The organism is Pseudoxanthomonas sacheonensis (assembly GCF_010093305.1).
GTDB lineage: Bacteria > Pseudomonadota > Gammaproteobacteria > Xanthomonadales > Xanthomonadaceae > Pseudoxanthomonas_A > Pseudoxanthomonas_A sacheonensis.
This window is the reverse complement of sequence record NZ_PDWS01000017.1, coordinates 46,893-69,561: the sequence shown is the minus strand read 5'-3', so window position 1 is coordinate 69,561 and position 22,669 is coordinate 46,893. Positions and strand designations below refer to the sequence as shown.

23 protein-coding genes are annotated in these 22,669 nt (G+C 65.1%); 9 read left to right on the top strand and 14 right to left on the bottom strand.

Annotated features, from left to right (window positions below; genetic code table 11):
* Positions 1–62: 62 nt before the first annotated feature.
* The 3 genes from CSC73_RS14195 to CSC73_RS14185 all read left to right on the top strand — a co-directional run bounded on the left by CSC73_RS14195 (position 63) and on the right by CSC73_RS14185 (position 8,495).
* Positions 63–6,998, top strand: a complete 6,936-nt coding sequence (locus CSC73_RS14195) for a YadA-like family protein (RefSeq protein WP_246197530.1) — start codon at positions 63–65, stop codon at positions 6,996–6,998.
* An 85-nt stretch (positions 6,999–7,083) separates the two neighbouring features.
* Positions 7,084–7,908: an OmpA family protein gene (locus CSC73_RS14190; RefSeq protein ID WP_163841359.1), complete on the top strand. Its 825-nt coding sequence runs from the start codon at positions 7,084–7,086 to the stop codon at positions 7,906–7,908.
* A gap of 77 nt (positions 7,909–7,985) precedes the next feature.
* Positions 7,986–8,495, top strand: a complete 510-nt coding sequence (locus CSC73_RS14185; RefSeq protein ID WP_163841356.1) for a DUF4019 domain-containing protein — start codon at positions 7,986–7,988, stop codon at positions 8,493–8,495.
* A gap of 130 nt (positions 8,496–8,625) precedes the next feature.
* Here the strand turns inward: CSC73_RS14185 and CSC73_RS14180 are convergent, their stop codons facing one another.
* From CSC73_RS14180 to CSC73_RS14155, 6 genes are all read right to left on the bottom strand, one after another.
* The gene (locus CSC73_RS14180) at positions 8,626–9,300 is read right to left on the bottom strand and encodes a YrbL family protein (protein ID WP_163841353.1); all 675 of its coding nucleotides are present in this window, start codon (positions 9,298–9,300) and stop codon (positions 8,626–8,628) included.
* 184 nt (positions 9,301–9,484) lie between these two features.
* Complete coding sequence (locus CSC73_RS14175; protein WP_163841350.1) at positions 9,485–9,976, bottom strand: hypothetical protein; 492 nt, start codon at positions 9,974–9,976, stop codon at positions 9,485–9,487.
* Between the two features lie 96 nt (positions 9,977–10,072).
* The gene (minE, locus tag CSC73_RS14170; RefSeq protein ID WP_163841347.1) at positions 10,073–10,327 is read right to left on the bottom strand and encodes a cell division topological specificity factor MinE; all 255 of its coding nucleotides are present in this window, start codon (positions 10,325–10,327) and stop codon (positions 10,073–10,075) included.
* Between the two features lie 2 nt (positions 10,328–10,329).
* On the bottom strand, positions 10,330–11,139 hold the full coding sequence (minD, locus tag CSC73_RS14165; RefSeq protein WP_163841345.1) for a septum site-determining protein MinD: 810 nt from the start codon (positions 11,137–11,139) through the stop codon (positions 10,330–10,332).
* An 82-nt stretch (positions 11,140–11,221) separates the two neighbouring features.
* Positions 11,222–12,016, bottom strand: coding sequence for a septum site-determining protein MinC (minC, locus tag CSC73_RS14160; protein ID WP_163841343.1), 795 nt, complete (start codon positions 12,014–12,016; stop codon positions 11,222–11,224).
* A 10-nt stretch (positions 12,017–12,026) separates the two neighbouring features.
* Entirely contained in the window at positions 12,027–12,620 is a 594-nt protein-coding gene (locus tag CSC73_RS14155; protein WP_163841341.1) for a GNAT family N-acetyltransferase, read from the bottom strand.
* A gap of 146 nt (positions 12,621–12,766) precedes the next feature.
* Between CSC73_RS14155 and CSC73_RS14150 the strand changes: the two genes are divergently transcribed.
* From CSC73_RS14150 to CSC73_RS14125, 6 genes are all read left to right on the top strand, one after another.
* Entirely contained in the window at positions 12,767–13,996 is a 1,230-nt protein-coding gene (locus tag CSC73_RS14150) for a sensor histidine kinase (RefSeq protein WP_163841339.1), read from the top strand.
* Complete coding sequence (locus CSC73_RS14145; protein WP_163841337.1) at positions 13,993–14,634, top strand: response regulator; 642 nt, start codon at positions 13,993–13,995, stop codon at positions 14,632–14,634. The genes CSC73_RS14150 and CSC73_RS14145 overlap by 4 nt, the downstream gene beginning before the upstream one ends.
* A gap of 201 nt (positions 14,635–14,835) precedes the next feature.
* The gene (locus CSC73_RS14140) at positions 14,836–15,993 is read left to right on the top strand and encodes a polyketide cyclase (protein ID WP_163841336.1); all 1,158 of its coding nucleotides are present in this window, start codon (positions 14,836–14,838) and stop codon (positions 15,991–15,993) included.
* Positions 15,994–16,178: 185 nt separating this feature from the next.
* Positions 16,179–16,550, top strand: coding sequence for a DUF423 domain-containing protein (locus CSC73_RS14135; RefSeq protein WP_163841449.1), 372 nt, complete (start codon positions 16,179–16,181; stop codon positions 16,548–16,550).
* Positions 16,551–16,561: 11 nt separating this feature from the next.
* The gene (locus CSC73_RS14130) at positions 16,562–17,236 is read left to right on the top strand and encodes a DNA-3-methyladenine glycosylase family protein (protein WP_163841335.1); all 675 of its coding nucleotides are present in this window, start codon (positions 16,562–16,564) and stop codon (positions 17,234–17,236) included.
* A gap of 325 nt (positions 17,237–17,561) precedes the next feature.
* Positions 17,562–18,251, top strand: coding sequence for a cysteine hydrolase family protein (locus tag CSC73_RS14125; protein WP_163841334.1), 690 nt, complete (start codon positions 17,562–17,564; stop codon positions 18,249–18,251).
* A 62-nt stretch (positions 18,252–18,313) separates the two neighbouring features.
* Here CSC73_RS14125 and CSC73_RS14120 read toward each other — a convergent pair whose 3' ends face one another.
* The 8 genes from CSC73_RS14120 to CSC73_RS14090 form a co-directional block, all read right to left on the bottom strand.
* On the bottom strand, positions 18,314–19,219 hold the full coding sequence (locus CSC73_RS14120) for a LysR family transcriptional regulator (protein ID WP_163841332.1): 906 nt from the start codon (positions 19,217–19,219) through the stop codon (positions 18,314–18,316).
* A gap of 13 nt (positions 19,220–19,232) precedes the next feature.
* Entirely contained in the window at positions 19,233–19,574 is a 342-nt protein-coding gene (locus tag CSC73_RS14115; protein ID WP_163841331.1) for a hypothetical protein, read from the bottom strand.
* Positions 19,575–19,602: 28 nt separating this feature from the next.
* Positions 19,603–20,640, bottom strand: a complete 1,038-nt coding sequence (locus CSC73_RS14110; RefSeq protein WP_163841328.1) for an NADP-dependent oxidoreductase — start codon at positions 20,638–20,640, stop codon at positions 19,603–19,605.
* Between the two features lie 78 nt (positions 20,641–20,718).
* Positions 20,719–21,516 carry a M15 family metallopeptidase gene (locus CSC73_RS14105; protein ID WP_163841325.1) on the bottom strand — a complete coding sequence of 266 codons (798 nt, stop codon included), beginning with the start codon at positions 21,514–21,516 and terminating at the stop codon, positions 20,719–20,721.
* 9 nt (positions 21,517–21,525) lie between these two features.
* On the bottom strand, positions 21,526–22,122 hold the full coding sequence (locus CSC73_RS14100; protein ID WP_163841320.1) for a PH domain-containing protein: 597 nt from the start codon (positions 22,120–22,122) through the stop codon (positions 21,526–21,528).
* Between the two features lie 16 nt (positions 22,123–22,138).
* Complete coding sequence (locus CSC73_RS18575; RefSeq protein ID WP_281352920.1) at positions 22,139–22,261, bottom strand: hypothetical protein; 123 nt, start codon at positions 22,259–22,261, stop codon at positions 22,139–22,141.
* Between the two features lie 26 nt (positions 22,262–22,287).
* Complete coding sequence (locus CSC73_RS14095; RefSeq protein WP_163841316.1) at positions 22,288–22,467, bottom strand: DUF4177 domain-containing protein; 180 nt, start codon at positions 22,465–22,467, stop codon at positions 22,288–22,290.
* Complete coding sequence (locus CSC73_RS14090) at positions 22,467–22,646, bottom strand: type II toxin-antitoxin system antitoxin (protein ID WP_093279625.1); 180 nt, start codon at positions 22,644–22,646, stop codon at positions 22,467–22,469. Before CSC73_RS14090 ends, CSC73_RS14095 begins: the two co-directional genes overlap by 1 nt.
* Between the last annotated feature and the right edge of the window lie 23 nt (positions 22,647–22,669).

Genomic DNA, 22,669 nt, shown 5'->3' with positions numbered 1-22,669 from the left:
CAGTTGCAGTCGGCCAAGGTTCCGGTGCGGGCTCGACGATCGCCAATACGGGTTCGATCGCAATGGGTGTTGCCGCCGGTGCATTGGTCACTGGCGCGCAGAACACCGCCATCGGCGGAGGCATTGCCAGCGTGCAGCGGGGCGCGGGCTCGGGCGTCACCGGAACGCGCAACGTCGCACTCGGCGTAGGCGACGGTACGGTCGCCTACGATGCCACCCTGGACGCTGCGGCAGGCAGCCTGGTAAGCGGCGACGACAATATCGCCATCGGCACCAACGCGGGCATCGGCGTCGCGGCCGACGCAACGACGTCGATCGGCGTGAACGCGAATGCGAGCGTGGGCAACGCGATCGCCATCGGTACCCTGGCGAGCGCTTCCGCACTGGATGCCGTCGCGCAAGGCAGCAGCGCCAATGCAGGCGGCCGCAACGCCATCGCCATCGGCTTCCAGGCGGTCGCATCCACGATCAACTCGGTCTATCTGGGTGCGCGCACCGGAGCAGGAACGGGTGCGCTCGCGGAGGGCACCATCGCCATCGGCACGGATGTGACCTCATCGCAAGCTAATGCCATTGCGGCAGGAACGGCGAGCCGGGCGACCGGTATCAACGCACTCGCGTTGGGAATCCAGGCTAATGCGGCTGCCGATAACGCAATCGCAGTGGGCGCCAATGCTGTCGCCAACTCGGCCGAAGCGGTGGCGATCGGCACCAATGCCACCGCCACCGGTGGCCGCGCGGTATCCATCGGTTCGGGCAATGTCGCCAGCGGCAATGGCGCTGTCGCCATCGGTGATCCCAACACCGCGACCGGCAACGGTGCGATTGCTTCAGGCCTGGACAACACCGCCACCGGCAACGGCTCGGTGGCGATGGGCAACACCAATATGGTGGGCGGCGGCGGCCAGGCGGTGAGCACACCGGGCACCGCGGCGCAGGGCGCTGTCGGTATCGGTTACCAGAACACCGTGGTCGGGCAGGGCAGCGTGGCGATCGGCAGCACCAGCAGCGCGCTGGCGGCGGGCGCGGTGGCTTTCGGCGACACGGCCGTGGCCAACAATGCGGACGACGTGGCGCTGGGTTCGGGTTCGGTGACGGATGTGGCGGTAGCGACCCCCAACACGACCATCGGCGGCACGACCTACAACTTCGCCGGCATCGCGCCGACCAGCACGGTCAGCGTGGGTGCGCTGGGTTCGGAACGCACCATCACCAATGTCGCGGCCGGCCGGATTTCCGGTTCTTCGACCGATGCCATCAACGGCAGCCAGCTGTTCGCCACCAACCAGGCCATCGCGGCCATCGCGGCCAGCACGCCGCTGCACTACTACAGCGTCAACGATGGCGGCACGCCCGGGGCGAACTACATCAACGACGGTGCGACGGGCCTCAATGCGATTGCCGCTGGCGTGGGCACCACGGCGGCGGGACAGCAGGCGACCGCGATGGGCAACGGCGCAACGGCGCAATCGCTCCAGAGCATCGCAATCGGCTTCCAGGCGCGGGTGTTGCAGAGCGCACCGGGCCTGAGCGATCACTCGATCATCATCGGCGATTCCAGCACCATCAGCGACAGCTTCAACTCCTGGATATTCGGCCAGAGCAACAGCATTTCCGGTTCCACCCAAACGGGTGTGCTGGGTGGCGACAACACCGTTACCGGCAGCGTCGGCTCCATGGTCCAGGGCACCAACAACACGTTGACCAACGCCGTTGGCGCGATGACCACCGGTGCCAACAATCAGGTGGCCAATTCCAGCCAGGCGATGGTGCTCGGCGTGGATAACACCGTCACCAACGGTTCGTCGGTGAACGTCGTGATCGGCAGCAACAACACGCTCGATGGCGCCTCGGAGAATATCGTGGCAGGTTACGGCAACATTCTGGGAACCGGCTTGGTCGGCAACCAGATACTCGCCCGCGACGGTACCGTAGCCGCCGGCGTGCAGGACGGCGTGCTGATCGGTTCGGGCGGAACGCTGGGCTCCACCGATGCAGTCGCAATCGGCACCGCTGCGGTAGCCACCGGCGGCCGCGCGGTCTCCATAGGATCGGGCAATACCGCCTATGGCGACGGCGCAGTCGCCATAGGCGATCCCAGCTACGCCAGCGGCACCGGCGCTTTCGTCGGCGGCGCGAACAACATCGCCAACAGCGATGGGACCGCCACGGCCACGGCTACGAATCAGGCCAATGGTGCGGTGGCGATAGGTAATGGCAACAGCGCCATTGGTCAGGGCAGCGTGGCGCTGGGCAACGGTTCGGTTGCGGGCGCAGCGGGCATCGCGGGCAATGTGGCTATCGGCGACGGCGCGACGGCGGCGACCAGCGCGGGCGACGTGGCGCTGGGTTCGGGTTCGGTGACGGCGGCGACGGTCGCAACGACCAACACGACGATCGATGGTGTGACCTACAACTTCGCCGGCATCGCGCCGACCAGCACGGTCAGCGTGGGCGCGCCGGGTGCCGAGCGTACCATCACCAACGTGGCGGCCGGCCGGATTTCCGATACCTCGACCGATGCGGTCAACGGCTCGCAGCTGTATGCGACCAACCAGTCGATCGAGAACCTCAGCAACGAAGTGGATGCGAACGCCATCCACTACTTCAGCGTCAACGACGGCGGCGTGGCTGGCGGCAACTACAACAACGACGGTGCGGCCGGGACAAACTCGATTGCCGTGGGATTGAATGCTGTTTCAGGCGCACTGGATGGTGTTGCCATCGGCAACGGTGCCTCCAATCAAAACACGGGTGGCGACCGCGCCGCGGTGGCGATTGGTGGTTTTGCGCTAACCAGCCAAAGCTACACGACAGCCATTGGTTTCCAATCCCAAGCGATTGCGCAAGGGGCACTCGCCCTTGGCGTATCGGCATCGGCAAGCAACGCTTACGCCATCGCCATAGGCTCTGGACCCACCGGAGGGGCGACCGCAACAGGTGGCGGATCCATCGCTATCGGCGGCGGCGGCGGGACGGGCGTCACCGGTACTCCGGCCTCCGCCATAGGAGCCCGTGCGGTCGCCATCGGGCAGAACACGACGGCGGATTTTGCGAATTCGGTTGCCTTGGGCTATCGCGCCACGGTGGGCAGCGCCTCCTCGCTCGCTATCGGCGACACCGCTTCCACAGGCGCGACGGGCAGAAACGTCGCCATCGGCAACCTGAGCACGGCCAATGCGGGCACCGCCGCGGGCGGCGCAGTGGCGATCGGACGCTCCAATACCGCCTTCGGCGACGGCGCAGTGGCAATTGGCGATCCCAGCTACGCCAGCGGCACCGGTGCTTTCGTCGGCGGCGCGAACAACATCGCCAACAGCGATGGCACGGCGACGGCCACGGCCGCCAACCAGGCCAACGGCGCAGTGGCGATCGGCAACAACAACAGGGCGATTGGACAGGGCAGCGTGGCACTCGGCAACGGCTCGACCGCCGGTGCCGCCGGTATGGCGGGCAATGTCGCGCTTGGCGACGGTGCGACCGCCGCGACGAGCGCGGGCGATGTGGCGCTGGGTTCGGGTTCGGTGACGGCAGCGACGGTGGCGACCACCAGCACGACCATCGACGGCACGGTCTACAACTTCGCCGGCACCACGCCGACCAGCACGGTCAGCGTAGGGGGCGTCGGTACCGAGCGCACCATCACCAACGTGGCCGCCGGTCGGATCTCCGACACCTCGACCGACGCGATCAACGGCTCGCAGCTGTATGCGACCAACCAGTCCATCGAGAACCTCAGCAACGAAGTCGATGCGAACGCCATCCATTACTACAGCGTCAACGACAACGGCGTGGCCAGCGGCAACTACAACAACGATGGCGCCACCGGCGGCAATGCGATGGCGGCGGGTATCGGTGCGGCGGCTGCGGGAGACAGTTCGACCGCACTCGGCCACAACGCCACTTCGTCGGGCCTGCAGTCCAACGCGCTCGGCTGGAGCGCGGATGCTTCCGGCAACGCAGCCGTGGCGATAGGTTCGGCCTCGATTGCCAGCGGAGCGACTGCCACCGCCGTCGGCTTCTCGTCGAACGCCCTTGGCGCCAGTTCGGTTGCCGTGGGCTCCGGTGCCTTCGCGGGCGATGCAGGCAGCACGGCCCTCGGCTCGGGTGCGGCGGCGCAATTCGTGGATTCGGTGGCCATCGGCCGCGGCACGGTGGACAGCGGCGCCAACTCGGTGCTGGTGGGCGCAAGCGCCAGTGGTGCGGCCGGTTCGACCGCGCTGGGCTACAACGCCAGCGCCAACAACGCAGGCGATGTGGCGCTGGGTAATGGCTCAGTGACCGACGCGGTAGTCAATACGCCGAATGTGACCATCGACGGCACGACCTACAACTTCGCTGGCACGACCGCCACCAGCACGGTCAGCGTGGGTGCGGTGGGTGCGGAACGCACCATCACCAATGTCGCGGCCGGTCGGATTTCGGATACCTCGACCGATGCGATCAACGGTTCGCAGTTGTTCGCAACCAACCAGTCGATCGAGAACCTCAGCACCGAGATCGACGCCAACGCAACCCACTACTACAGCGTCAACGATAACGGCGTGCAGGGAGGAAACTACAACAACGACGGCGCGACCGGCATCAATGCGCTGGCGGCGGGCGTGGGCGCCGCTGCGAGCGGCGATAGCAGCTTCGCCGCGGGCGCGGGAGCCGAAGCCGCTGGGATCAACGCCGTGGCGATCGGCAACGGCAGTTCTTCTACGGAGCAGCACACCATTGCGATCGGTGTAGGAAGCAGCGCTTCTGTTCGGCTGGGTATCGCCATCGGCGGCGCATCCAATTCCGCCGGCAATGGCGCGATAGCGATTGGCGATGCCACGCAGTCGACAGGGTTCTCCACAGTCGCCTTGGGACAAACGGCCCAGGCGACGGCAGATTACGCGGTGGGTATCGGACGGCAGGCGAACGCCAGCGCGGAAGGTGGCGTCGCCATGGGCTTCGGCTCGCAAGCCACCGCATTCAATGGCGTAGCCCTTGGCCGCGCGGCGATTGCCGACCGCGTCGGCATGGGCGGTGCGACCGAGCTGTTCTCCAATGTGGCGGTCGCATCGAACGAAGGTGCGGTGTCGGTGGGACAGGCCGGACGTGAGCGCCAGATCATCAACGTGGCGGGCGGCACGCAAGACACCGATGCGGTCAACGTTCGTCAGTTGAGAGCGGTGGCCGATACGGTGACCGCCAATGCAACGCATTACTACAGCGTCAACGATAACGGCGTGCAGGGAGGAAACTACAACAACGACGGCGCGACCGGCATCAATGCGCTGGCGGCGGGCGTGAATGCGGCGGCGAGCGGGGATTCCTCGGTGGCCATCGGTCTGGGAGCCACGGCCGCAAACGCCAACAGCGTGGCTCTGGGTGCGGGGGCCGTGACTTCCACGGCGGTCGCGACCCCAAGCGTGGTTATCCGCGGTACGACCTACAACTTCCAGGGTATCGCCCCGGTGGGTGTGGTCAGCGTGGGCAGCGCCGGTGCCGAACGTCAGATCACCAACGTGGCAGCCGGTCAGATCAGCGCCACCAGCACCGACGCCATCAATGGCTCGCAGCTGTATGCGACCAACCTGGCGATCAACAGCATCGTCAGCGGCGGCGGCATCATGTACTTCCACGCCAACTCGACCGATCCTGACTCCGTTGCCGGCGGTTTGAACGCGGTAGCCATCGGTCCCAACACCGTTGCCAGCGGCGACGGCGGCTATGCGGCGGGCGACGGTGCACTGGCCGTCGGCAGCAACAGCATCGCAGTGGGTACCGGCGCCTCGGCCACCGGCGACAACGCCATCGCCCAAGGCAATGGCGCGGTAGTCAACGGAACCGACAGCACGGCTATCGGCAGCGGCGCCAGCGTTGCCGCCGACAACGGCCTGGCCTTGGGCGCCGGCGCCACCGTCACCCACGCCAACAGTGTGGCGCTGGGCGCGGGTTCGGCCACCACGGTTGGTGCGCAGTCCGGCTACAACGCCGCCTATGTGGGCAGCAGCAATTCCACCGGCGAAGTCAACGTCGGCGGGCGCACCATCACCGGTGTGGCACCGGGTATCGCCGGCACCGATGCGGTCAACGTAAGCCAGCTGACTGCAGGCCTCAACAGTATCAATACCAACAACAGCACTGCCATTACCAACTTGGAAAACCGGGTCACCACCATCGAGGGCGATATCACCGACATCCGGGGCGACATCGTCGATATCCAGGGCGACATCACCAACCTGACCGATACGGTGAACAACATCACCGGCGACATCACCGCCGTGCAGAACGGCGGCGATGGCATGTTCCAGGTCAGTCAGGAAGGCCCGATCGTCAAGCCGTTGCCGACGGGGACCAACTCCTCGGCCGGCGGCAACGGCGCGGCGGCCAGCGGCAACAACGCGCTGGCGGTGGGCAACCAGAGCAACGCCAGCGGCAACAACAGCACGGCGATCGGCACCGGTTCCACTGCATCGGCCACCAACAGCACCGCACTGGGCAACAACGCCTCGGCCACCCACGGCAACAGCGTGGCGCTGGGCGCGGGTTCGGCCACGACGCGTGGCGCGCAGACCAACTACAACGCCGCTTACGTGGGCAGCAGCACCTCCACCGGCGAAGTGAACATCGGCGGGCGCACCATCACCGGTGTGGCGCCGGGCATCGCCGGCACCGATGCGGTCAACGTCAACCAGCTCACCGCGGGCGTGAACTCCGCCGTCAGCCAGGCCAACCAGTACACCGACAGCCGCCTGGCCGAGTTGGACAACGACGTGTGGACTATGGAACGCAATTACCGCGGCGCGACTTCCTCGGCGATGGCCATGGCGGGCCTGCCGCAGGCTTATCTGCCGGGCAAGAGCATGCTGTCGGTGGGCTTCGGTGGCTACCAGGGCGAATACGGCATGGCCTTCGGCTTGTCGGGCATCACCGAGAACGGCCGCTACGTCTACAAGGCATCGGCCAGCGGCAACACCTCGCGCGATTGGGGCTTCTCCGTCGGTGCAGGCATCCAGTGGTGACTGGCTGCGTGCCCTTCCTTCGCGGAAGGGCACGCACCGATACCGCCCGACAAAAGCCATCCACTAAATTCGAAGGGGAATACACATGAAACACCAACTCAAGTTCTGCAGCATGCTCTTGCTCACGGCAGGCGCTGCACTCGCGCTTTCGGCCTGCGGTACTCGCCACGTCAGCCGCGACATCAGCCCGCAGGGCGTGGCCGGCGAAGTGATTTTTCCGGATCCCGCGCGCATCGTGCTGAAGGGCGGCACCTTCCCCAATCTGGGCGATCTGCGCCTGGTGGGACCAGGCATGACCAAGGACCAGTTGTATCAACTGCTGGGCCGGCCGCACTTCCATGAAGGCTACGTCGGCGTGCGCGAGTGGGACTACCTGTTCCACTTCCGCAAGGACGGCAAGATCATCACCTGCCAGTACAAGGTCGTCTACGACAAGGACTACATCGCCCAGACTTTCCATTGGGCGCCGGCCTCGTGCGCCGATCTGTTGGCTGAAGCGCCTCCGGCGGTCGCGGAACCAGTGAAGGAACGCACGTTCAAGCTGTCGGCCGATGCCCTTTTCGAGTTCGCGAAATACGGCGCCGAAGATATCCTGCCCAGGGGCCGCGAAGAGCTGGCTGCAATCGCCAAGCAGCTAAAAGACGCAGACGAGGAGTCGATCAGAATCGTGGGCCATACCGACCGCATCGGCAGCGATGCCTCCAACCAGCTGTTGTCGCAACGGCGCGCGCAGACGGTCCGCGAGTTCCTGGTCGACCGCGGCGTGACGGCTTCGGCCATCACCGCCGAAGGCCGTGGCGAAAGCGAACCGGTCAAGGATTGCGAGGATCAGGCGCGCGATGCGTTGATCGCCTGCCTGGCCCTCAATCGTCGGGTCGAAATCCAGGTCGCCGCCAGCTCGGCTCGCTGAGCATCTTTGACTGTGGCGTAGCGTCCGCGGGTCTAGACTAGCGGATGCCCACAGGCACCCAACATCAGGAACAGCATATGAAAACTTCGAAGTTCGTACTCGCTTCGCTGCTGCTGGCTTTCGCCGGGGCGGCCTCCGCACAACAGCCGGCGCAGCCGGCGCGCGCGCCTGCCCAGAATCCGCAGGCTGCGCAGCAGAAACTGACGCCTGAGCAGCAGGCGCAGGTCGCCCGCCAGGATGCGGAGATGAGCAAGGCCGCAGCGCAGGTGGTGCAGTTGGTGGACCAGAACAAGACCGCCGAGGTCTGGGCGGGCGCTTCCCCGGTGGCGAAGGGCGCAGTGGGCATGGATGAGTTCGTCAAACAGATCGCGCTGGACCGGCAGAAGCTCGGCGCCGTTACCGAGCGCAAGCAGGTGGCGGTCACCCGCGCCCTTTATCCGGCGGGCGGGCAGGTGCCTGCCGGCAATTACGTCAATGTGGTCTACGCCACCAAGTTCGCCAGTTCGCCGCAGGCCGTGCGCGAACTGGTTTCGTTCCATCTGGACGAAGACAAGACCTGGCGGGTATCCGGATACAGCTTGCGCTGATCCGCAGAGCAAACCGCCCGCCATCCTGTAGGAGCGGGCCCTGCCAGCGCCGCTCTTGGTCGAAAGATGACGCCAGGAGCGGTCGCTGGCAGGGCCCGCTCCTACAAACGGTGGCGGGACCCGCTCTGCTTCATTGCGCTTCGCCCAGCGCGGCGCGGATGCGCTGGCGCAGCCGTTGCGCGCGGCGTTCGATCTTGCGGCGCATCAGGCTCCGCGACCAGCGCGAGAACGGCAGGATTTCCTTGCCGCTCAGCACCGATTTGGTATCGATGCAGATCAGCCTGGCCTGATCGCCGTGAGGAAGCACCACGAAATTGCCTGCGTTGAGGTCGAATAGCGGGACCTCATGGAGGACCAGCCATGCTTCGAAAGCATCGACTGCGGCGCAGAGCATTGCCGCCGGATAACGCGGCTCATCGAAAAGGCAGCGATACAGGCTGGGAGCGGGCGTTCCGTCGTCCAGCAGGATGCAGTCGCAGCGCAACGCCCTTCCGTGGGGCGTATCCACCAGGCCATGGCACGCTGCGAGGTAAGCATTAGTGCCGGTGCCCAGCCGCGCGCGGAGTTTTCCATAGGCGCGCAATTCGGTTTCGTTTTCGCCGAAGCGGGGGAAGCGGACGGCCAGCCAGCGCCGCATGCGTTGCCGCGCGCCGACGCGCGTTCGTTCGCTGGAATGCAGCTCGAACTTCAGGCAATGCGAAGGATCGCCGGGGTCGCGTGCGCACAAACGGTTGGCGCCGCGGGAAATGATCTGCAGGCCTTGCCAGTCTTCGGCATCATTGTCTGGATGGATTCGCGGAAGCATGCTCGTCAGTTTGCCTGATATGAGCCGTGCGGGCCTGGCATGGAGCATGCAGAGGGGAGGTGGGAGCGGCGTTCCGCCGCGAGCTCCTGGTCGGGCCATGCCGGATCCACGCGTCGGGGGCGTAGCCCCGACCTACGGCAGCGGCGAAGAACCCGCGGCGGGACGCCGCTCCCACATGCTTCGTTCAAGCTGGAAGCAGGTTGCGTTCCATCAGCCATGCGCGTGCATCTTCCGCGTCGCACTCGAACCACGCGCGCGTGCTGCCCAGCCGGAACGAATAGCCCCATGCATCCATGTCCGCCATCAGGCGGTCGCGGCCCACGCCGGGCAGGGCGTCCGCAAGCACGATCTGCAAGTAGCAAGTGGCGTCTTCCTCGATGTCCGAGTCGGTGGCGTCGGTATGCACCTGCGCGCGGCGTTCGGGCGGCAGCACGATCAGGTGGCAGGCTTCGTGCAGCAGCGAATGCACCGGCGTGTCGCCCCGCGCGTACACGGTGCCGCCGATCACGCCGGCCTCGGGGTCGCCCCAGAAGCTGCCGGGAATGGGAAGGCCGTCTTCGACCGCATGCAACCGCAGCTGGTGACGGGCGAGCAGCGCGGCGAGATCTTCGAGCGGCAGGTCGGCGACCCGCAACACGTCGGGAAGAGGGGCGGCGCTGGCGAGAATGGAACTCATAGGATGGCTGTAGGAGCGGGCCCTGCCCGCGACCGCTCTTGGCGCAATTCTTTCGAGCAAGAGCGGTCGCGGGCGGAGCCCGCTCCTACAGGGAACTCAGGCGCCGCCTTCCTGCAGCGACACCGAGATGTCCAGCACGTCGTGCTCGCCTTCCTTGATCAACTTCACGTTGACCGCATCGGCATCGACGTTGACGTATTTCTTGATCACTTCCAGCAGCTCGCGCTGCAGCATCGGCAGATAGTCCGGCCCGCCGCGGGTGGTGCGTTCCTGCGCCACGATGATGCGCAGGCGGTCCCTGGCGATCGAGGCGGTTTCTTTCTTCGGCTTGAGGAAATCGAACAGTCCCATGCTCAACCTCCGAACAGCTTATTGAAGAAACCCTTTTTCTCCACGGTGGTGAAGCGCAGCGGACGTTCTTCGCCCAGCAGCCTGCCCACGGCATCGTCGTAGGCCTGGCCGGCGGTGGATTCCAGCTCCAGGATGACCGGTTCGCCTTTGTTGGACGCGTTGAGCACATCGCCCGATTCGGGGATCACGCCCAGCGTCTTCAGGCCCAGCACTTCTTCCACATCCTTGATGCTCAGCATCTCGCCGCCTTCCACGCGGGCGGGGCTGTAGCGGGTGAGCAGCAGGTGCGGCTTCAGCGTCTCGCCGTTCTCGGCCCTGCGGGTCTTGGAGTCCAGCAGGCCCAGGATGCGGTCGGAGTCGCGCACGCTGGAGACTTCCGGGTTCACCACCACCACCGCCGTATCGGCGAAATACATGGCCAGGTAGGCGCCTTTCTCGATGCCGGCCGGCGAGTCGCAGACGATGTAGTCGAAGCCGTCGGCATCCAGGTCCTTCAGCACCTTTTCCACGCCTTCCTTGGTCAGCGCGTCTTTGTCGCGGGTCTGCGAAGCGGCCAGGATGAACAGCGTGTCGAAACGTTTGTCCTTGATCAGCGCCTGCTTCAGCGTGGCCTCGCCCTGGGTGACGTTGACGAAGTCGTACACCACCCGGCGCTCGCAGCCCATGATCAGGTCCAGGTTGCGCAGGCCGACGTCGAAGTCGATGACGGCGACCTTTTTGCCGCGACGGGCCAGACCGCAGGCGATGCTGGCGCTGGTGGTGGTCTTGCCCACGCCGCCCTTGCCGGAAGTGACAACGATAATCTCAGCCAATGGTGTATCTCCTGCTTTTTTTTATTACGTTCGGGGGAATGCTTTCTTCGGAGGATCGTCTGCGTCTGCGCGCAGGGCGATATCACTGAGCGGCAATCATGAGCTGGTCCTGCTTGTCCGGGCCTTTTTCCAGCCAGACCTGCACTGCCTTCCCGCGCAGTTCCTTGGGCACGTCTTCCAGTACTTTGTAGTGGCCGGCGATGGCCACCAGTTCGGCATGGAACTCGCGGCAGAAGATGCGCGCGTCGGTGTTGCCCTGCGCGCCGGCCAGCGCGCGGCCGCGCAAGGTGCCGTAGATGTGGATGGAACCGTCGGCGATGACTTCGGCGCCGGCGCCGACCGTGCTGAGCACGGTGAGGTCGCGGTTCTCTGCGTACAGCTGCTGGCCGGAACGCACGGGCGTTTTCTGCACCAGCCCGGGGCTGGCGGCAGCGGCGGGGGCTTTGGCGGCCTTTGCCGGGGCGGTTTCGGCCGGGGCGCTTTCCCGGCGTGCAGGTGGTGCTGCGGCGGGCGCGGCGGCGCCGACAGGTTCGTATTGCGCACGGAACTTGGCCAGCAGCGGCAATCCCAGCTGTTCTGCCAGCTGTTCGGTTTCGCGCGTGCCGTAGGAAAGGCCGACCGGCAGCACGCCCGCCCCGCGCAATCCTTCCAGCAACGCCCGGGCGGTGGCGGCGTCGGGCATCTGCGCCAGCCCGCCGAAATCGACGATGACCGGGGCGCGGCCGAACAGCTTGGGCGCACGATCGACGCGTTCGCGCATTTCGCGCGACAGCTGGGCCACGTCCAGCGTGCGCACGCGCAGATTGGCGATGCCTACCTGGCCGATCTTGAGTTCGCCGGCCTGCTCGTAGTCCAGGTTCGCTGAGGTCGCGCTCATGAAGTCAGGCTCATGTTCCGGTGGACCTTTCGGCCGCAGCGGCGATCGAGCGGCTGCGCGCCCAGGGCAGGTCGGGCAGGGCGTCGCCATAGGTCTCGCGCACCCAGGGGTAGCTGCACAGTTCCTTCATCAGCATGCTGGCGCGTACGCCGGCATCGGGCATCTGGTTCTGGCCTACCTCCTTGAAGCCGAAGCTGCCATGGAACAGCAGCGCCGGGTCGGCGCCATGGTCCAGGAATACCTCGCAGGCCAGCTGCGGATACCTCAGTTCGGCGTAACTTTGCACATCGGCGTAGAAGGCGCGACCCACGCCGCCGCCACGCCGCCGGCTGGCCACCACGATGCGGTCGATGTAGAAGAATTTCGGGTAGCGCTCGCGGAACCAGGCGAAGTTGCTGCTGTCGTGGTCCGAATCGGCTCCGAAACCGACCAGAAAGCCGGCCAGGTTGCCGTCGCGCTCGGCGACGCGGAAATACTCGGCCTGTTCGTAGAAACGGTGCAGCCTGACCGAATCCAGCGGCAGGATCGCCAGTCCGGCGTTGTTGTTCAGGGCTAGGACGGAATCCAGCTCGTGCTCGCGCACGTCGCGGATGACAATCGACATTCAACTCGCTCCGGGGAGATGGTACGGGTGGCCGCGAGCCACCGGCCCGGATTATCGCATGCGCGGCATGGCGCGGGGCGACCGTGGAATCCCATGCATGACTTTCGGTCAGGGTGGGCGCCGGGCAATCGGCCTAAGATGGATGGATGTTGAATCGACTCAGCCACACCCGTCTCCTGCGTGCAGCCGGCCTGTACACGTGGGCGCTGGTGGGTATCCCGATCATCCTGAACGTTTGGTTCCTGCCGCCTTCGCGAGGCGTGGACGAGACCACGGGGTCGGGCATCAACGTGCCCATGACCGTGGTTTCCTATCTGGCTTTCGGGCTCTGCTACTGGCTGGCCACCCGTTCGCTGGGTTCCCGGGACACGCTGGCCTCGACCCGCGGCAATTTCGTCCTGCTGATGGTGCTGACGACCGCGGCGGTGGCGGTGGGCTATTTCACCCAGACCGGGCTGAGCGCGATGCTGCTGTTGGTCATGGCCGGGGTGCTGCCCTGGATCCTCAGCCTGCGGGCGGCGGTGGCGTGGCTGCTGCTGGCCCATATCCCGCTGGTGCCCTCGTTCATGGCCCGCGACGATTTCAGCTTCTGGGAAGCCCTGTTCCAGTCGACTTTCTACGTCGGATTCTCCGCCTTCGTGCTGGTTACCGCCTATGTGGCGCGCCAGCAGGCGCAGGCGCGGGACGAGCAGCGCAGGCTCAACGCGGAGCTGCGCGCCACCCGCATGCTGCTGGCCGAAAGCGCCCGGGTGAACGAACGCACCCGCATTTCCCGCGAATTGCACGACTTGCTGGGCCATCACCTGACCGCACTCAGCCTGAATCTGGAAGTCGCCGGCCATATGACCGAAGGCCGTGCACTGGAGCACGTCAAACAGGCCCACACCCTGGCCAAGCTGCTGCTGACCGACGTGCGCGAGGTGGTCAGCCAGTTGCGCGAGGGCGACGCCATCGATCTGGGAGGCGCGCTGCTGCTGCTGACCGAGCGGGTGCCGGCGTTGACGATCCACATGAATATCGAGGAGCCGCTGACCCTGGACGATGCCGAACGGGCGCATGTGCTGTTGCGCTGCACCCAGGAGATCATCACCAATGCCGTACGCCATGCCGGCGCGGGCAATCTCTGGATCCATTGCCGGCGCGACGGCGGCCAGATCGTGATCGACGCCCACGACGACGGGCAGGGCGCGGACGTAGTGATCGCCGGCAATGGCCTGCGCGGCATGCGCGAACGCCTGCGCCAGCATGGCGGCAGCATGACCATCGAATCCCGCGCGGGCGGCGGTTTCCGCCTGTGCCTGCGGCTTCCCGTCGAGACGACAGAACCCCTTGCCCTGGAACTTCGTCCAGAGCCCCTTACCGGAGGTACCGCATGATCCGTGTCTGCCTGGTCGACGACCAAACGCTGGTGAGGGAAGGCATCCGCTCCCTGTTGGGGCTGGACGACGGCATCGAAGTAGTGGCCGAAGCCGCCGACGGCCGTCAGGCCGTGGAATTGATCCCCCAGGTCAAGCCGGACGTGGTGCTGATGGACATGCGCATGCCGGTGATGTCCGGGCTTGAGGCCTTGCAGGCGCTGGCCGCCGCGCACCAGCTGCCGCCGGCGATCATCCTCACCACTTTCGACGACGACCAGCTGGTGCTGGCGGGGCTGAAGGCGGGGGCCAAGGGCTATCTGCTGAAGGACGTCTCGCTGGAGCAGCTGGTGGGCGCGATCCGCACCGTGGCTTCGGGCGGTTCGCTGGTGCAGCCGGCGGTGACCCAGCGTCTGCTGTCCGGCCTGGAGCATATGCGCAACGAGTTCGTCAGCCTGGATCGCCCCGATCCGCTGACCGACCGGGAAACCGAAATCCTGCGCCTGATGGCCAGCGGCTTCTCCAACAAGGAGATCGCCAATTCCCTGGGCGTGGCCGAGGGCACCATCAAGAACCACGTCTCCAATATCCTGTCCAAACTGGGCGTGCGCGATCGCACCCGGGCCGTGCTCAAGGCGTTCGAACTTCAGCTGGTCTGAACGGGAAAGCGGGCCGGGCGGGGTAGAGTGGCCCCGATCCTGCGGTTTCAGCCGCTTCCTGCCGCGGGCGAAAACTCCATTGCGCCGCAACGCGGCAGCGCCCGCCGACGCACCGACAGGCTGACCGAATCCGCCAAGCCTGCTAGGATGCGCCCTGCACCTATTTCACCGGCCAAGGGATCGGCCCTCGGAGACTGCTGAATGACCCGTTTGCTCGAGTTCCTGATTGCACTGGCGCTTGTCCTTGCGCTGTTCCTGGTGGTCGGCCTGGTGCTGCCTTCCAAGCGTCACTTGGAGGAAAGCACTGAGACCAATCGACGCATGACCATCGTGTTCGACACCATCAACAACGTCCGCCGCTTGAAGGACTGGAACCTGCTGATGCCCAGCAAGGTTTCCGAGCTCACCTACAGCGGCGGCGGCGAAGGCCACACCGGCGTCGGCGCGCGCGTCGATTTCAACTCGGCCGACAAGCGCTGGGGCAAAGGCCATTGGGAAATCACCGAGAGCGAGGCTCCGGCCGGCACCGGCGGCGGCAAAGTGGGTTACGCCATCGAAGACCGCACTCCCGGCGGCGACAAGAAGACCGTCTTCACTCTTGAGCCGGCCGGCAAGAACGGCCGCAACGTGAAGGTCACCCAGACTTACGACGTCAACTACGGCTGGAACCTGCTCGGCCGTTTCAACGGCATGTACGTCAGCCGCCACGTAGGCGATTCGGTCAAGGCCAGCTTGTCCAAGCTGACCAACATGCTGGCCACCGTGCCCAATTTCGACTACCGCATCGAAGGCTCCAAGCTGACTGGCCTCAAGGTGGTCGAGCTTCCCGCCGAAGACCTGCTGGTGGTCAAGGCCGGCAACATCGACCGCAACAACGAAGTCATCAAGGCGTCGATCAAGGCCAACCAGGAGTGGATCAAGCGCGTGATGGAATCCAACGGCCTGGAGGCCGCCGGTCCGGTGCGCATCGTCACCACCGATTTCGGTACCGAGAAGTACGCTTTCGACGTAGCCCAGCCGGTACGCAAGCGCAGCGGCGCGGCGCCGAAGCCGGCCAACGGCGACAAGGCCAAGGAGCCGCCGGTCGCCCTGCCGGCTACCGCCGCTTCGGCCGGTCCGTTGAAGGTTTCGGTTTCCGGTACGCCGGTCGAATACGTGCATGTCGAAGCGCACAGGGCCGCTACGGCCAATTACACGGGCTACATGGCCGAACTGGACGCCGTGCGTAATTCGCTGCGCGCCTGGGCGATGACCAATGGCTACGAAGTCGCAGACCGTCCTTACGAATCCTGGAAGGGCGGCGTGGATCAGGCGTTCACCGCCGATGGCGCGTTCGACGTGTATTGGGCGATCAAGTAAGAGCGCATGCTGGTAGGAACACACCGGTAGAGCGCGCCAGGCAACATCAGGCGATAGAGCAATGAACGCGGCGCGGACCGGGGTCCGCGCGCGGTTTGGGGGTGACGCGCCGCTTTTGCGGCGCGTTGCATTTCGGAGTATCCGCCGTATCGGCCAGGACGCCGCTTCCTGAAGAGGCCGCTGCTTTGTTGCATTACGACCGTCGCCAACGCAAACCCTCCTTGCTCGCTTTTTCCGGCGCCCTGTTCGCGGCGTCCGCCGTCGCGCTGGGCGCCTATGCCGCCCATGGGGTGGCCGATGCGCACGCGCAATCCAATCTGCAGACCGCCGCGTTGTACGCATTCGGCCACGGTATCGCGCTTGCCGCGCTTGCCGCCGGCACCTCCCGGTCGTTGGGACGCATGGGCCTCTATCTGTTGCTGATAGGCACGCTGCTGTTTTCCGGCAGCCTGGCCTTGGCGGCGCTGGCGCAAATCGGTGCCAAGCTGGCGCCGGTGGGAGGCATAGGGCTGATGCTGGGCTGGCTGCTGTGGGCGCTGGACGCGGTCCGCCGCTGAGTCCCGCCCGCATGCCCCGCCACGCCCGCGGTTTCGATACCGAGGAAGCCTTCGATCATCTGAGCAAGCGCGACCGCAAGCTGGGCGCGTGGATGAAGCGCATCGGCTACCTGGAGCCGCAACCGGGCTGGCGCAAGCCGTTCGACCCGGTGGATGCCTTGGCCCGCGCGATCCTGTACCAGCAGCTCAGCGGCAAGGCGGCATCGACCATCGTGGGCCGCGTGGAAGCGGCCATCGGCAGCACCCGCCTGCATTTCGACACGCTGGGACGCATCGATGACGCCGCCTTGCGCGCGTGCGGCGTCTCCGGCAACAAGAGCCTGGCTTTACGCGATCTGGCGGCCCGCGAAGCCAATGGGGAAATCCCCACTCTGCGGCAGATGTCCACGATGCATCAGGACGATATCGTCGCCGCCCTGGTGCCGGTGCGGGGGATTGGCCGCTGGACCGTGGAAATGATGCTGATGTTCCGCCTGGGCCGTCCCGACGTGCTGCCGGTGGACGATCTGGGCATCCGCAAGGGCGCCCAGCGCGTGGACAAACTGGAAACGATGCCGACGCCGAAGGAACTGCTGGCGCGCGGCGAACGCTGGGGTCCGTACCGTACCTACGCCAGCCAGTACCTATGGCGCATCTCCGATTTCGGTGCCGAGGCGAAGACGCCGACCAAGCGTTCGCAGGATTAGAAGAAATCTCCGGACAAGCGTGTACGCATTGGGTTCCGCCCGTGGTGACCTTGCCGACTTATCCCGCTCTTGGTGAGCCTGTCGAACCATGTTGTTCGGCTAGGGTTCAACACGAGGCGAGGCCGACACTGCGCCCGTACCAGGTACGGGTGTGGCCCGACCTGCTCCTGACGGAGCGGCCGCGGGGCCGACTGCCATCGGTGTTGGCCATCTGTACGTTTTACGCACAAATATTGTTTCGCGGCGGTCATTAATCCTGGGACGCTGCGCCGGTATCGTGCGCTCTCGTTTTGAGCAACGGCTGGAACAGCCTAGGGAAACATCAATGAATCTATTCAACAGCAAGGGACTGATACTAGCGGCGGTGGGTGTGCTCAGCGCATGCCAGGCCCAAGCCGGACAGTATGGTCCGACGATCCGCACGATGGCGGGTGCCACGCGCGCGAATGAGCTGAATCCGAACTCGACAGCGTTGGTCGTGATTGATTTCCAGAACGAATACTTCACCGGGAAAATGCCGATTCCTGATGGTATGGAGGCTCTGAGGAATGCCAAGCGCCTGGTGGCTTTTGCCGACAGGAATAAAATCCCCGTCTTTCACGTCCAGCATGTCCTTCCGGCAGGCGCGCCGCTATTCGCCGAGGGCAGTGAATCCGTCAAGTTCCATCCCGAGCTGCAGCCGCAGCCTGGCCAGAAAGTAGTGCGGAAGAATACGGTCAGCGTGTTCCCCAGTACCGATCTGGACGCGCAGTTGAGGGCAGCCGGGATCAAGACGCTCATCGTTTCCGGCTTGATGACGCATGCCTGCGTGGCTGGCGCGGCGCGTGACGCAGCGCCTTTGGGCTATGAGGTGATCGTGTCCTCGGATGCCAGCGCCACCCGTAATATAGACGCGCCAGGTATTGGCGCGATCGAGCACGGGGATCTGCATCGTGGCGCGTTGATGGGGATCGCGGACACGTTCGGCGACGTGATGACCACCGAGGAGATCATTGCGCTGCCTTTGAAGTTGTAGCATTCGCCATGCCGTTGCCTGGTGTGTCCGTCGCGACGGACACATCTGGCGATGCGATTCGCTCAGCAAGCCCAGCGTGGTACCGCGTAGTACTCCGCAGCGAAATCGATGAATGCCCGCACTTTGGGCGATACATGCCGATTCTGCGGGTAAAGGGCGTATAGCTCGCGCGATTCAAGCCGATATTCCGGCAGCAGGCGTACCAATTCGCCGCGGCGCAACGACTCGTGAATCACGAATGTCGCCGAAGCCGTAATGCCTTGGCCAGCCAGAACCGCTTCCGTCACGATTATGCCGGTGTTGGCTTGCAGGTTGCCGCGGACGGTGACGGTATGGGATTCCTGTTCAGGCCCTTGGAACACAAGGTCTGTCGATCTGAGTGCGAGCGAATATGTCAAGTAGTTGTAGCGAACGAGATCGCCTGGCGTTTGTGGCGCCCCGAATCGCTGTACATAGGAGGGGGACGCGATCAGTGCCATTTCACACGTCGCCAACCGCCTGGCTACCAGGGTGGAATCCGGCAGCGTGCGCGTCACCCGCAGGCCGACGTCGAAACCGCCCTCAATAAGATCGACGAAACGGTCATCGCAGACCAGATCCACGCGGATGTCGGGATAGGCGGCCATGAAACGCGGCAGCCAACGACTCAATTCCAGGGTGCCGAACGCCATCGGCGCATTGATCCGCAAGGTGCCTGCAGCATGGGTTTGGTGTTGCGAGACGGCAAGCGCCGCATCTTCAAGCTGTTCCAGGATTTCGACGGTACGCTGGTAATAGAGTTGACCGGCCTGGGTCAATGCCAGACGCCGTGTAGTGCGATTGAGCAACTGTGTGCCGAGTGCTTCCTCCAATTGCTTGATCTGGCGCGAGACCACGGTGTGGGAAACCTCCAATACCTCGGCGGCGGCGGAAAATCCGCCGGTCTCCACCACCAGCTTGAAGGCGCGCATTGCAGCCAGATGGTCCATTGGGAAGCCCTCCTTATCCGGGGTAGCCGCAGACCACGGCGGGCAGAAGTTGGAGCGCCAGCCCGGTGGCGAATGCGGTCGGCAAACCGGCGATGCCTAGCCAAAACAATTCCGCGGGCCGCAACCAGACGGACACCACCAGTAGAACCAGTGCCGAGCCGCCCAAGAGCAGCGCCGAAGCGGCCATCAGGATCACGCCCAGGTAGCAGCCCACACCGGCATGGGCATAAACGAGGGCGGCGGACAGCAATAGCAACACGGCTATGCACGCGACACTGCAGATGCGTGCCGCGCGTTTGCGGTCGGTGCTTGAGTGGCTTCCCGTCTGCGGTACCGGCAACTGTCCTTCGCTCATAATCATTCCTTGATTTTATTTTTCCGCGCTATTCCGATGCGACCTGCAGCACCAGCTTGCCGAAGTTCTCGCCGGTGAAGAGTTTCACCAGCGATTCCGGGAAAGTCTCCAGTCCCACCACAACGTCTTCGCGCGATTTCATGCGTCCGTCCTTCAGGTAACCCGCAAGTTCGGCGATGGCGACCGGGTAGCGGTCGGCGTAGTCGAACACCACGATGCCTTCCATGCGCGCGCGGTTGACCAGCAGCGACAGGTAGTTCTTCGGTCCCTGCACGCCGGTGGCGCTGTTGTACTGGGAAACCGCACCGCAGATGACGATGCGCGCCTTGCGACGCAGGCGCGCCAATACGTGATCCAGGATCTCACCGCCCACGTTGTCGAAATAGATGTCGATGCCGTCGGGGCAATGCGTCTTCAGGCCGGCGCGCACGTCTTCGTTCTTGTAGTCGATGCAGGCGTCGAAGCCCATTTCGTTCACCACAAAGTCGCACTTGGCCTTGCCGCCGGCTATGCCGACCACGCGGCATCCCTTGATCCTGGCCAGTTGACCCACGGTCTGGCCCACCGCGCCCGAAGCGCCCGAAACCACCACCACATCGCCTTCCTTGGGCTGCCCCACATCCATCAGGCCGAAGTAGCCGGTCATGCCCGGCATGCCCAGCACGTTGAGCCATTGGGTGATGGTGCCCATGCGCAGGTCGATCTTGCTGATGCCATGGCGCTTGATTTCGGCGGGCGCGAACTGGCGGTATTCCTGCACGCCCAGGCCTCCGGTCACCAGATCGCCGACCGCGAAGCTCTCGTGCTTGGAAGCCACCACCTTGCCGATCCCGCCCGCGCGCATCACCTCGCCGATTTCCACCGGCGCGATGTACGACTTGCCCTCGTTCATCCAGCCGCGCATCGCAGGATCCAGCGACAGCGAAAGCGTCTTCACCAGAACGCCGCCCTCGGCCGGTTCGGTCACCGCTTCGGTGGTGAACTGCCAGTTCTCGCGCGTGGTCATGCCGACCGGACGATTGGCCAGACGGATCTGGTGGTTCTGCAAGGAGGCGAGATTGGTCATATGGATTCCGTAGGTCGGGGCTACGCCCCCGACTGGATTGGTGTCGAATGAAAAGCGTATCGGGGGCGTAGCCCCGACCTACCTTGCGTAGTGCCAGTGCCAGGGTTCGTAGACGATGCCGTGGGGATTGTCGCGTGGATAGCTCATGAGGAAACCGAAAGCCTCGGCATTCGCTGTCAGCCAAGCGAACGCAGCCGTGTTCTCGAACGATTCCTCCGCGGGCGCTTCGCCGGGAGCGCCGATATCCAGCGCATTGCCGCTGTGGTGCTCGCTGTAGCCCGGCGCGGCGTTCACGGTGAGGATCTGTTCCACCGTCTGTCCGCGCGCGAGTTTGCGTTCGAAGATGCCCAGTTGGTAGTGGTGGCTGCGATAGCCGGAAATGGCCTCGAGCACGATCCCGTAGCCGCTGGCGCTGCGCCGCATGGCTTCCCACGCACGTGCCGCGCGTGCGGTCAACCAGAGCGGCCGCCGGTAGCGATCGAATCCCGCGAAGGCGAGGGCGGCGGGTTCCGGGACCAGTTCAAGCCCGACTTGTTCGCCGTAGCTTTCGTCCAGGCCCAGATAGTCCAGGCGCTCTATCAACCGGTCCAGCGGCAGTTCGCCCGAGGCGTCGATATCGAAACCGCGATCGGTGCGCAGGCCGTCGAGCGCGTCGAGCGCGGCTTCCACGCCGGGTTCGTGCGCCCAGCGCGGCGACAGCGGCAGCATGCCTTCCGGCAGCGCGGCCGCCAAGTAGCGGCCGTCGCGCTTGCGCCGCAGCACATGCCCGGCCCGCGACAGCGTCCGCGCATCGGCATTGCTGCGCGCACGCAGCAGGCCGGCAGGCCAGAGTTCCACTTCCGGGGTATTTATCAGGATTCGGGGCAGGCCGCGCATCGGCCCAGCTTAGCGGCGCTGCGGGTTTGTCGCCAGTTCGCGCAGACGGTCGAGCAGGGCGTCGGGTTGCTGTGGCTGCAGCAGCAGGCCGGCGTTGCGGGCGGTGGGCAGCCATAGCGCGCGGCGTTCTCCGGCGATGGCGACGAACGCTTTCTCGCGGTTGCGCAGGCGGAAGTGGCCGCTATGGAAGCCCGGCACCGCATAACCGTTGGTCTTCACTCCCGGTTTGAATTCCGTGCGCTCGTCCAGGTCGATCACGCGCGCTTCATCCAGCCTCAGTTCCGACAGCGGAACGATCCGGGAGTAGAAGCTGGTCTTCACTTCCAGAGAGTCGGCCGAAAGCGCCAGCCGATGCCGATGCATGGCTCTGTCCAGCAGCGCCCAGACGGCCGACATCAGGAGCGCTTCCGTACCGGCGATGGCCGCACCGACCATGACCGGGTCGCCGCCGGCGAAGTCCCAATGCGTGTCGCCGCCCTTGACCGCCAGCAGCGCGGCGACAGTGACCAGAACGGGAAGCGGCACGCACAAGCAGAACATCCACAGGCGGGGCCGGGTGCCGGGCGGCACCAGTTGCAGGCGTGGATCGAGCGCTCGCGTGCTCACGTTGCTGCCGTCGCGGTCACTGCACGGCGAGCAAGGCGCCGACGCCAAGCAGCGCGGCGGAAACGGAAACCAGGACCAGCCGCAACGCCCGCGCATTGCCGGGAAAGCGGCGTTCGATAAGATGCATGAGGTGCAGCATGGTGCGCTCCTTCGTTGGGTTGAAAACTATGCGGGCTTCTTCAGGAACAGGCGGACTGAGTCCACGGCTTCTGACTGCGATGTCGACACCAGTTCCCACCCCTGCTGCCCCAGCCGGGTCAGCTCTTCCTGTACGCGTTCGGTCACCGATCGTCCGAACAACTGCACCTTGATCTCGGCGACGTGATAGCTCCAGCGGGTACTCATCACTTTGTCTCCTTCTTGTCTTCGCTGACTTTAGGCAACCGCCCGGCCTTGCGCAGCGCATCGCGCAGCACGTATTCGATCTGCGCGTTCAACGAACGCAGGTCGTCGTCGGCCCAACGCTGCGCGGCGTTCAATACGTCGGCGCTGATGCGCAGGGGGTAGGCTTTTTTCTCCGCCACAGTAGGTTCCGGTCGGCCAGCCG

Bases quoted from the DNA above. Each gene is read 5' to 3' on its own strand.
- CSC73_RS14150 (WP_163841339.1), top strand. From the start codon at position 12,767: ATGTTGAATCGACTCAGCCACACCCGTCTCCTGCGTGCAGCCGGCCTG.
- CSC73_RS14120 (WP_163841332.1), bottom strand. From the start codon at position 19,219: ATGGACCATCTGGCTGCAATGCGCGCCTTCAAGCTGGTGGTGGAGACC.
- CSC73_RS14125 (WP_163841334.1), top strand. From the start codon at position 17,562: ATGAATCTATTCAACAGCAAGGGACTGATACTAGCGGCGGTGGGTGTG.
- CSC73_RS14185 (WP_163841356.1), top strand. From the start codon at position 7,986: ATGAAAACTTCGAAGTTCGTACTCGCTTCGCTGCTGCTGGCTTTCGCC.
- CSC73_RS14195 (WP_246197530.1), top strand. From the start codon at position 63: ATGGGTGTTGCCGCCGGTGCATTGGTCACTGGCGCGCAGAACACCGCC.
- CSC73_RS14180 (WP_163841353.1), bottom strand. From the start codon at position 9,300: ATGCTTCCGCGAATCCATCCAGACAATGATGCCGAAGACTGGCAAGGC.
- CSC73_RS14110 (WP_163841328.1), bottom strand. From the start codon at position 20,640: ATGACCAATCTCGCCTCCTTGCAGAACCACCAGATCCGTCTGGCCAAT.
- CSC73_RS14175 (WP_163841350.1), bottom strand. From the start codon at position 9,976: ATGAGTTCCATTCTCGCCAGCGCCGCCCCTCTTCCCGACGTGTTGCGG.
- CSC73_RS14105 (WP_163841325.1), bottom strand. From the start codon at position 21,516: ATGCGCGGCCTGCCCCGAATCCTGATAAATACCCCGGAAGTGGAACTC.
- CSC73_RS14190 (WP_163841359.1), top strand. From the start codon at position 7,084: ATGAAACACCAACTCAAGTTCTGCAGCATGCTCTTGCTCACGGCAGGC.
- minE (WP_163841347.1), bottom strand. From the start codon at position 10,327: ATGGGACTGTTCGATTTCCTCAAGCCGAAGAAAGAAACCGCCTCGATC.
- CSC73_RS14155 (WP_163841341.1), bottom strand. From the start codon at position 12,620: ATGTCGATTGTCATCCGCGACGTGCGCGAGCACGAGCTGGATTCCGTC.
- CSC73_RS14095 (WP_163841316.1), bottom strand. From the start codon at position 22,467: ATGAGTACCCGCTGGAGCTATCACGTCGCCGAGATCAAGGTGCAGTTG.
- CSC73_RS14130 (WP_163841335.1), top strand. From the start codon at position 16,562: ATGCCCCGCCACGCCCGCGGTTTCGATACCGAGGAAGCCTTCGATCAT.
- CSC73_RS14145 (WP_163841337.1), top strand. From the start codon at position 13,993: ATGATCCGTGTCTGCCTGGTCGACGACCAAACGCTGGTGAGGGAAGGC.
- CSC73_RS14115 (WP_163841331.1), bottom strand. From the start codon at position 19,574: ATGAGCGAAGGACAGTTGCCGGTACCGCAGACGGGAAGCCACTCAAGC.
- CSC73_RS14140 (WP_163841336.1), top strand. From the start codon at position 14,836: ATGACCCGTTTGCTCGAGTTCCTGATTGCACTGGCGCTTGTCCTTGCG.
- CSC73_RS18575 (WP_281352920.1), bottom strand. From the start codon at position 22,261: ATGCTGCACCTCATGCATCTTATCGAACGCCGCTTTCCCGGCAATGCG.
- minC (WP_163841343.1), bottom strand. From the start codon at position 12,016: ATGAGCGCGACCTCAGCGAACCTGGACTACGAGCAGGCCGGCGAACTC.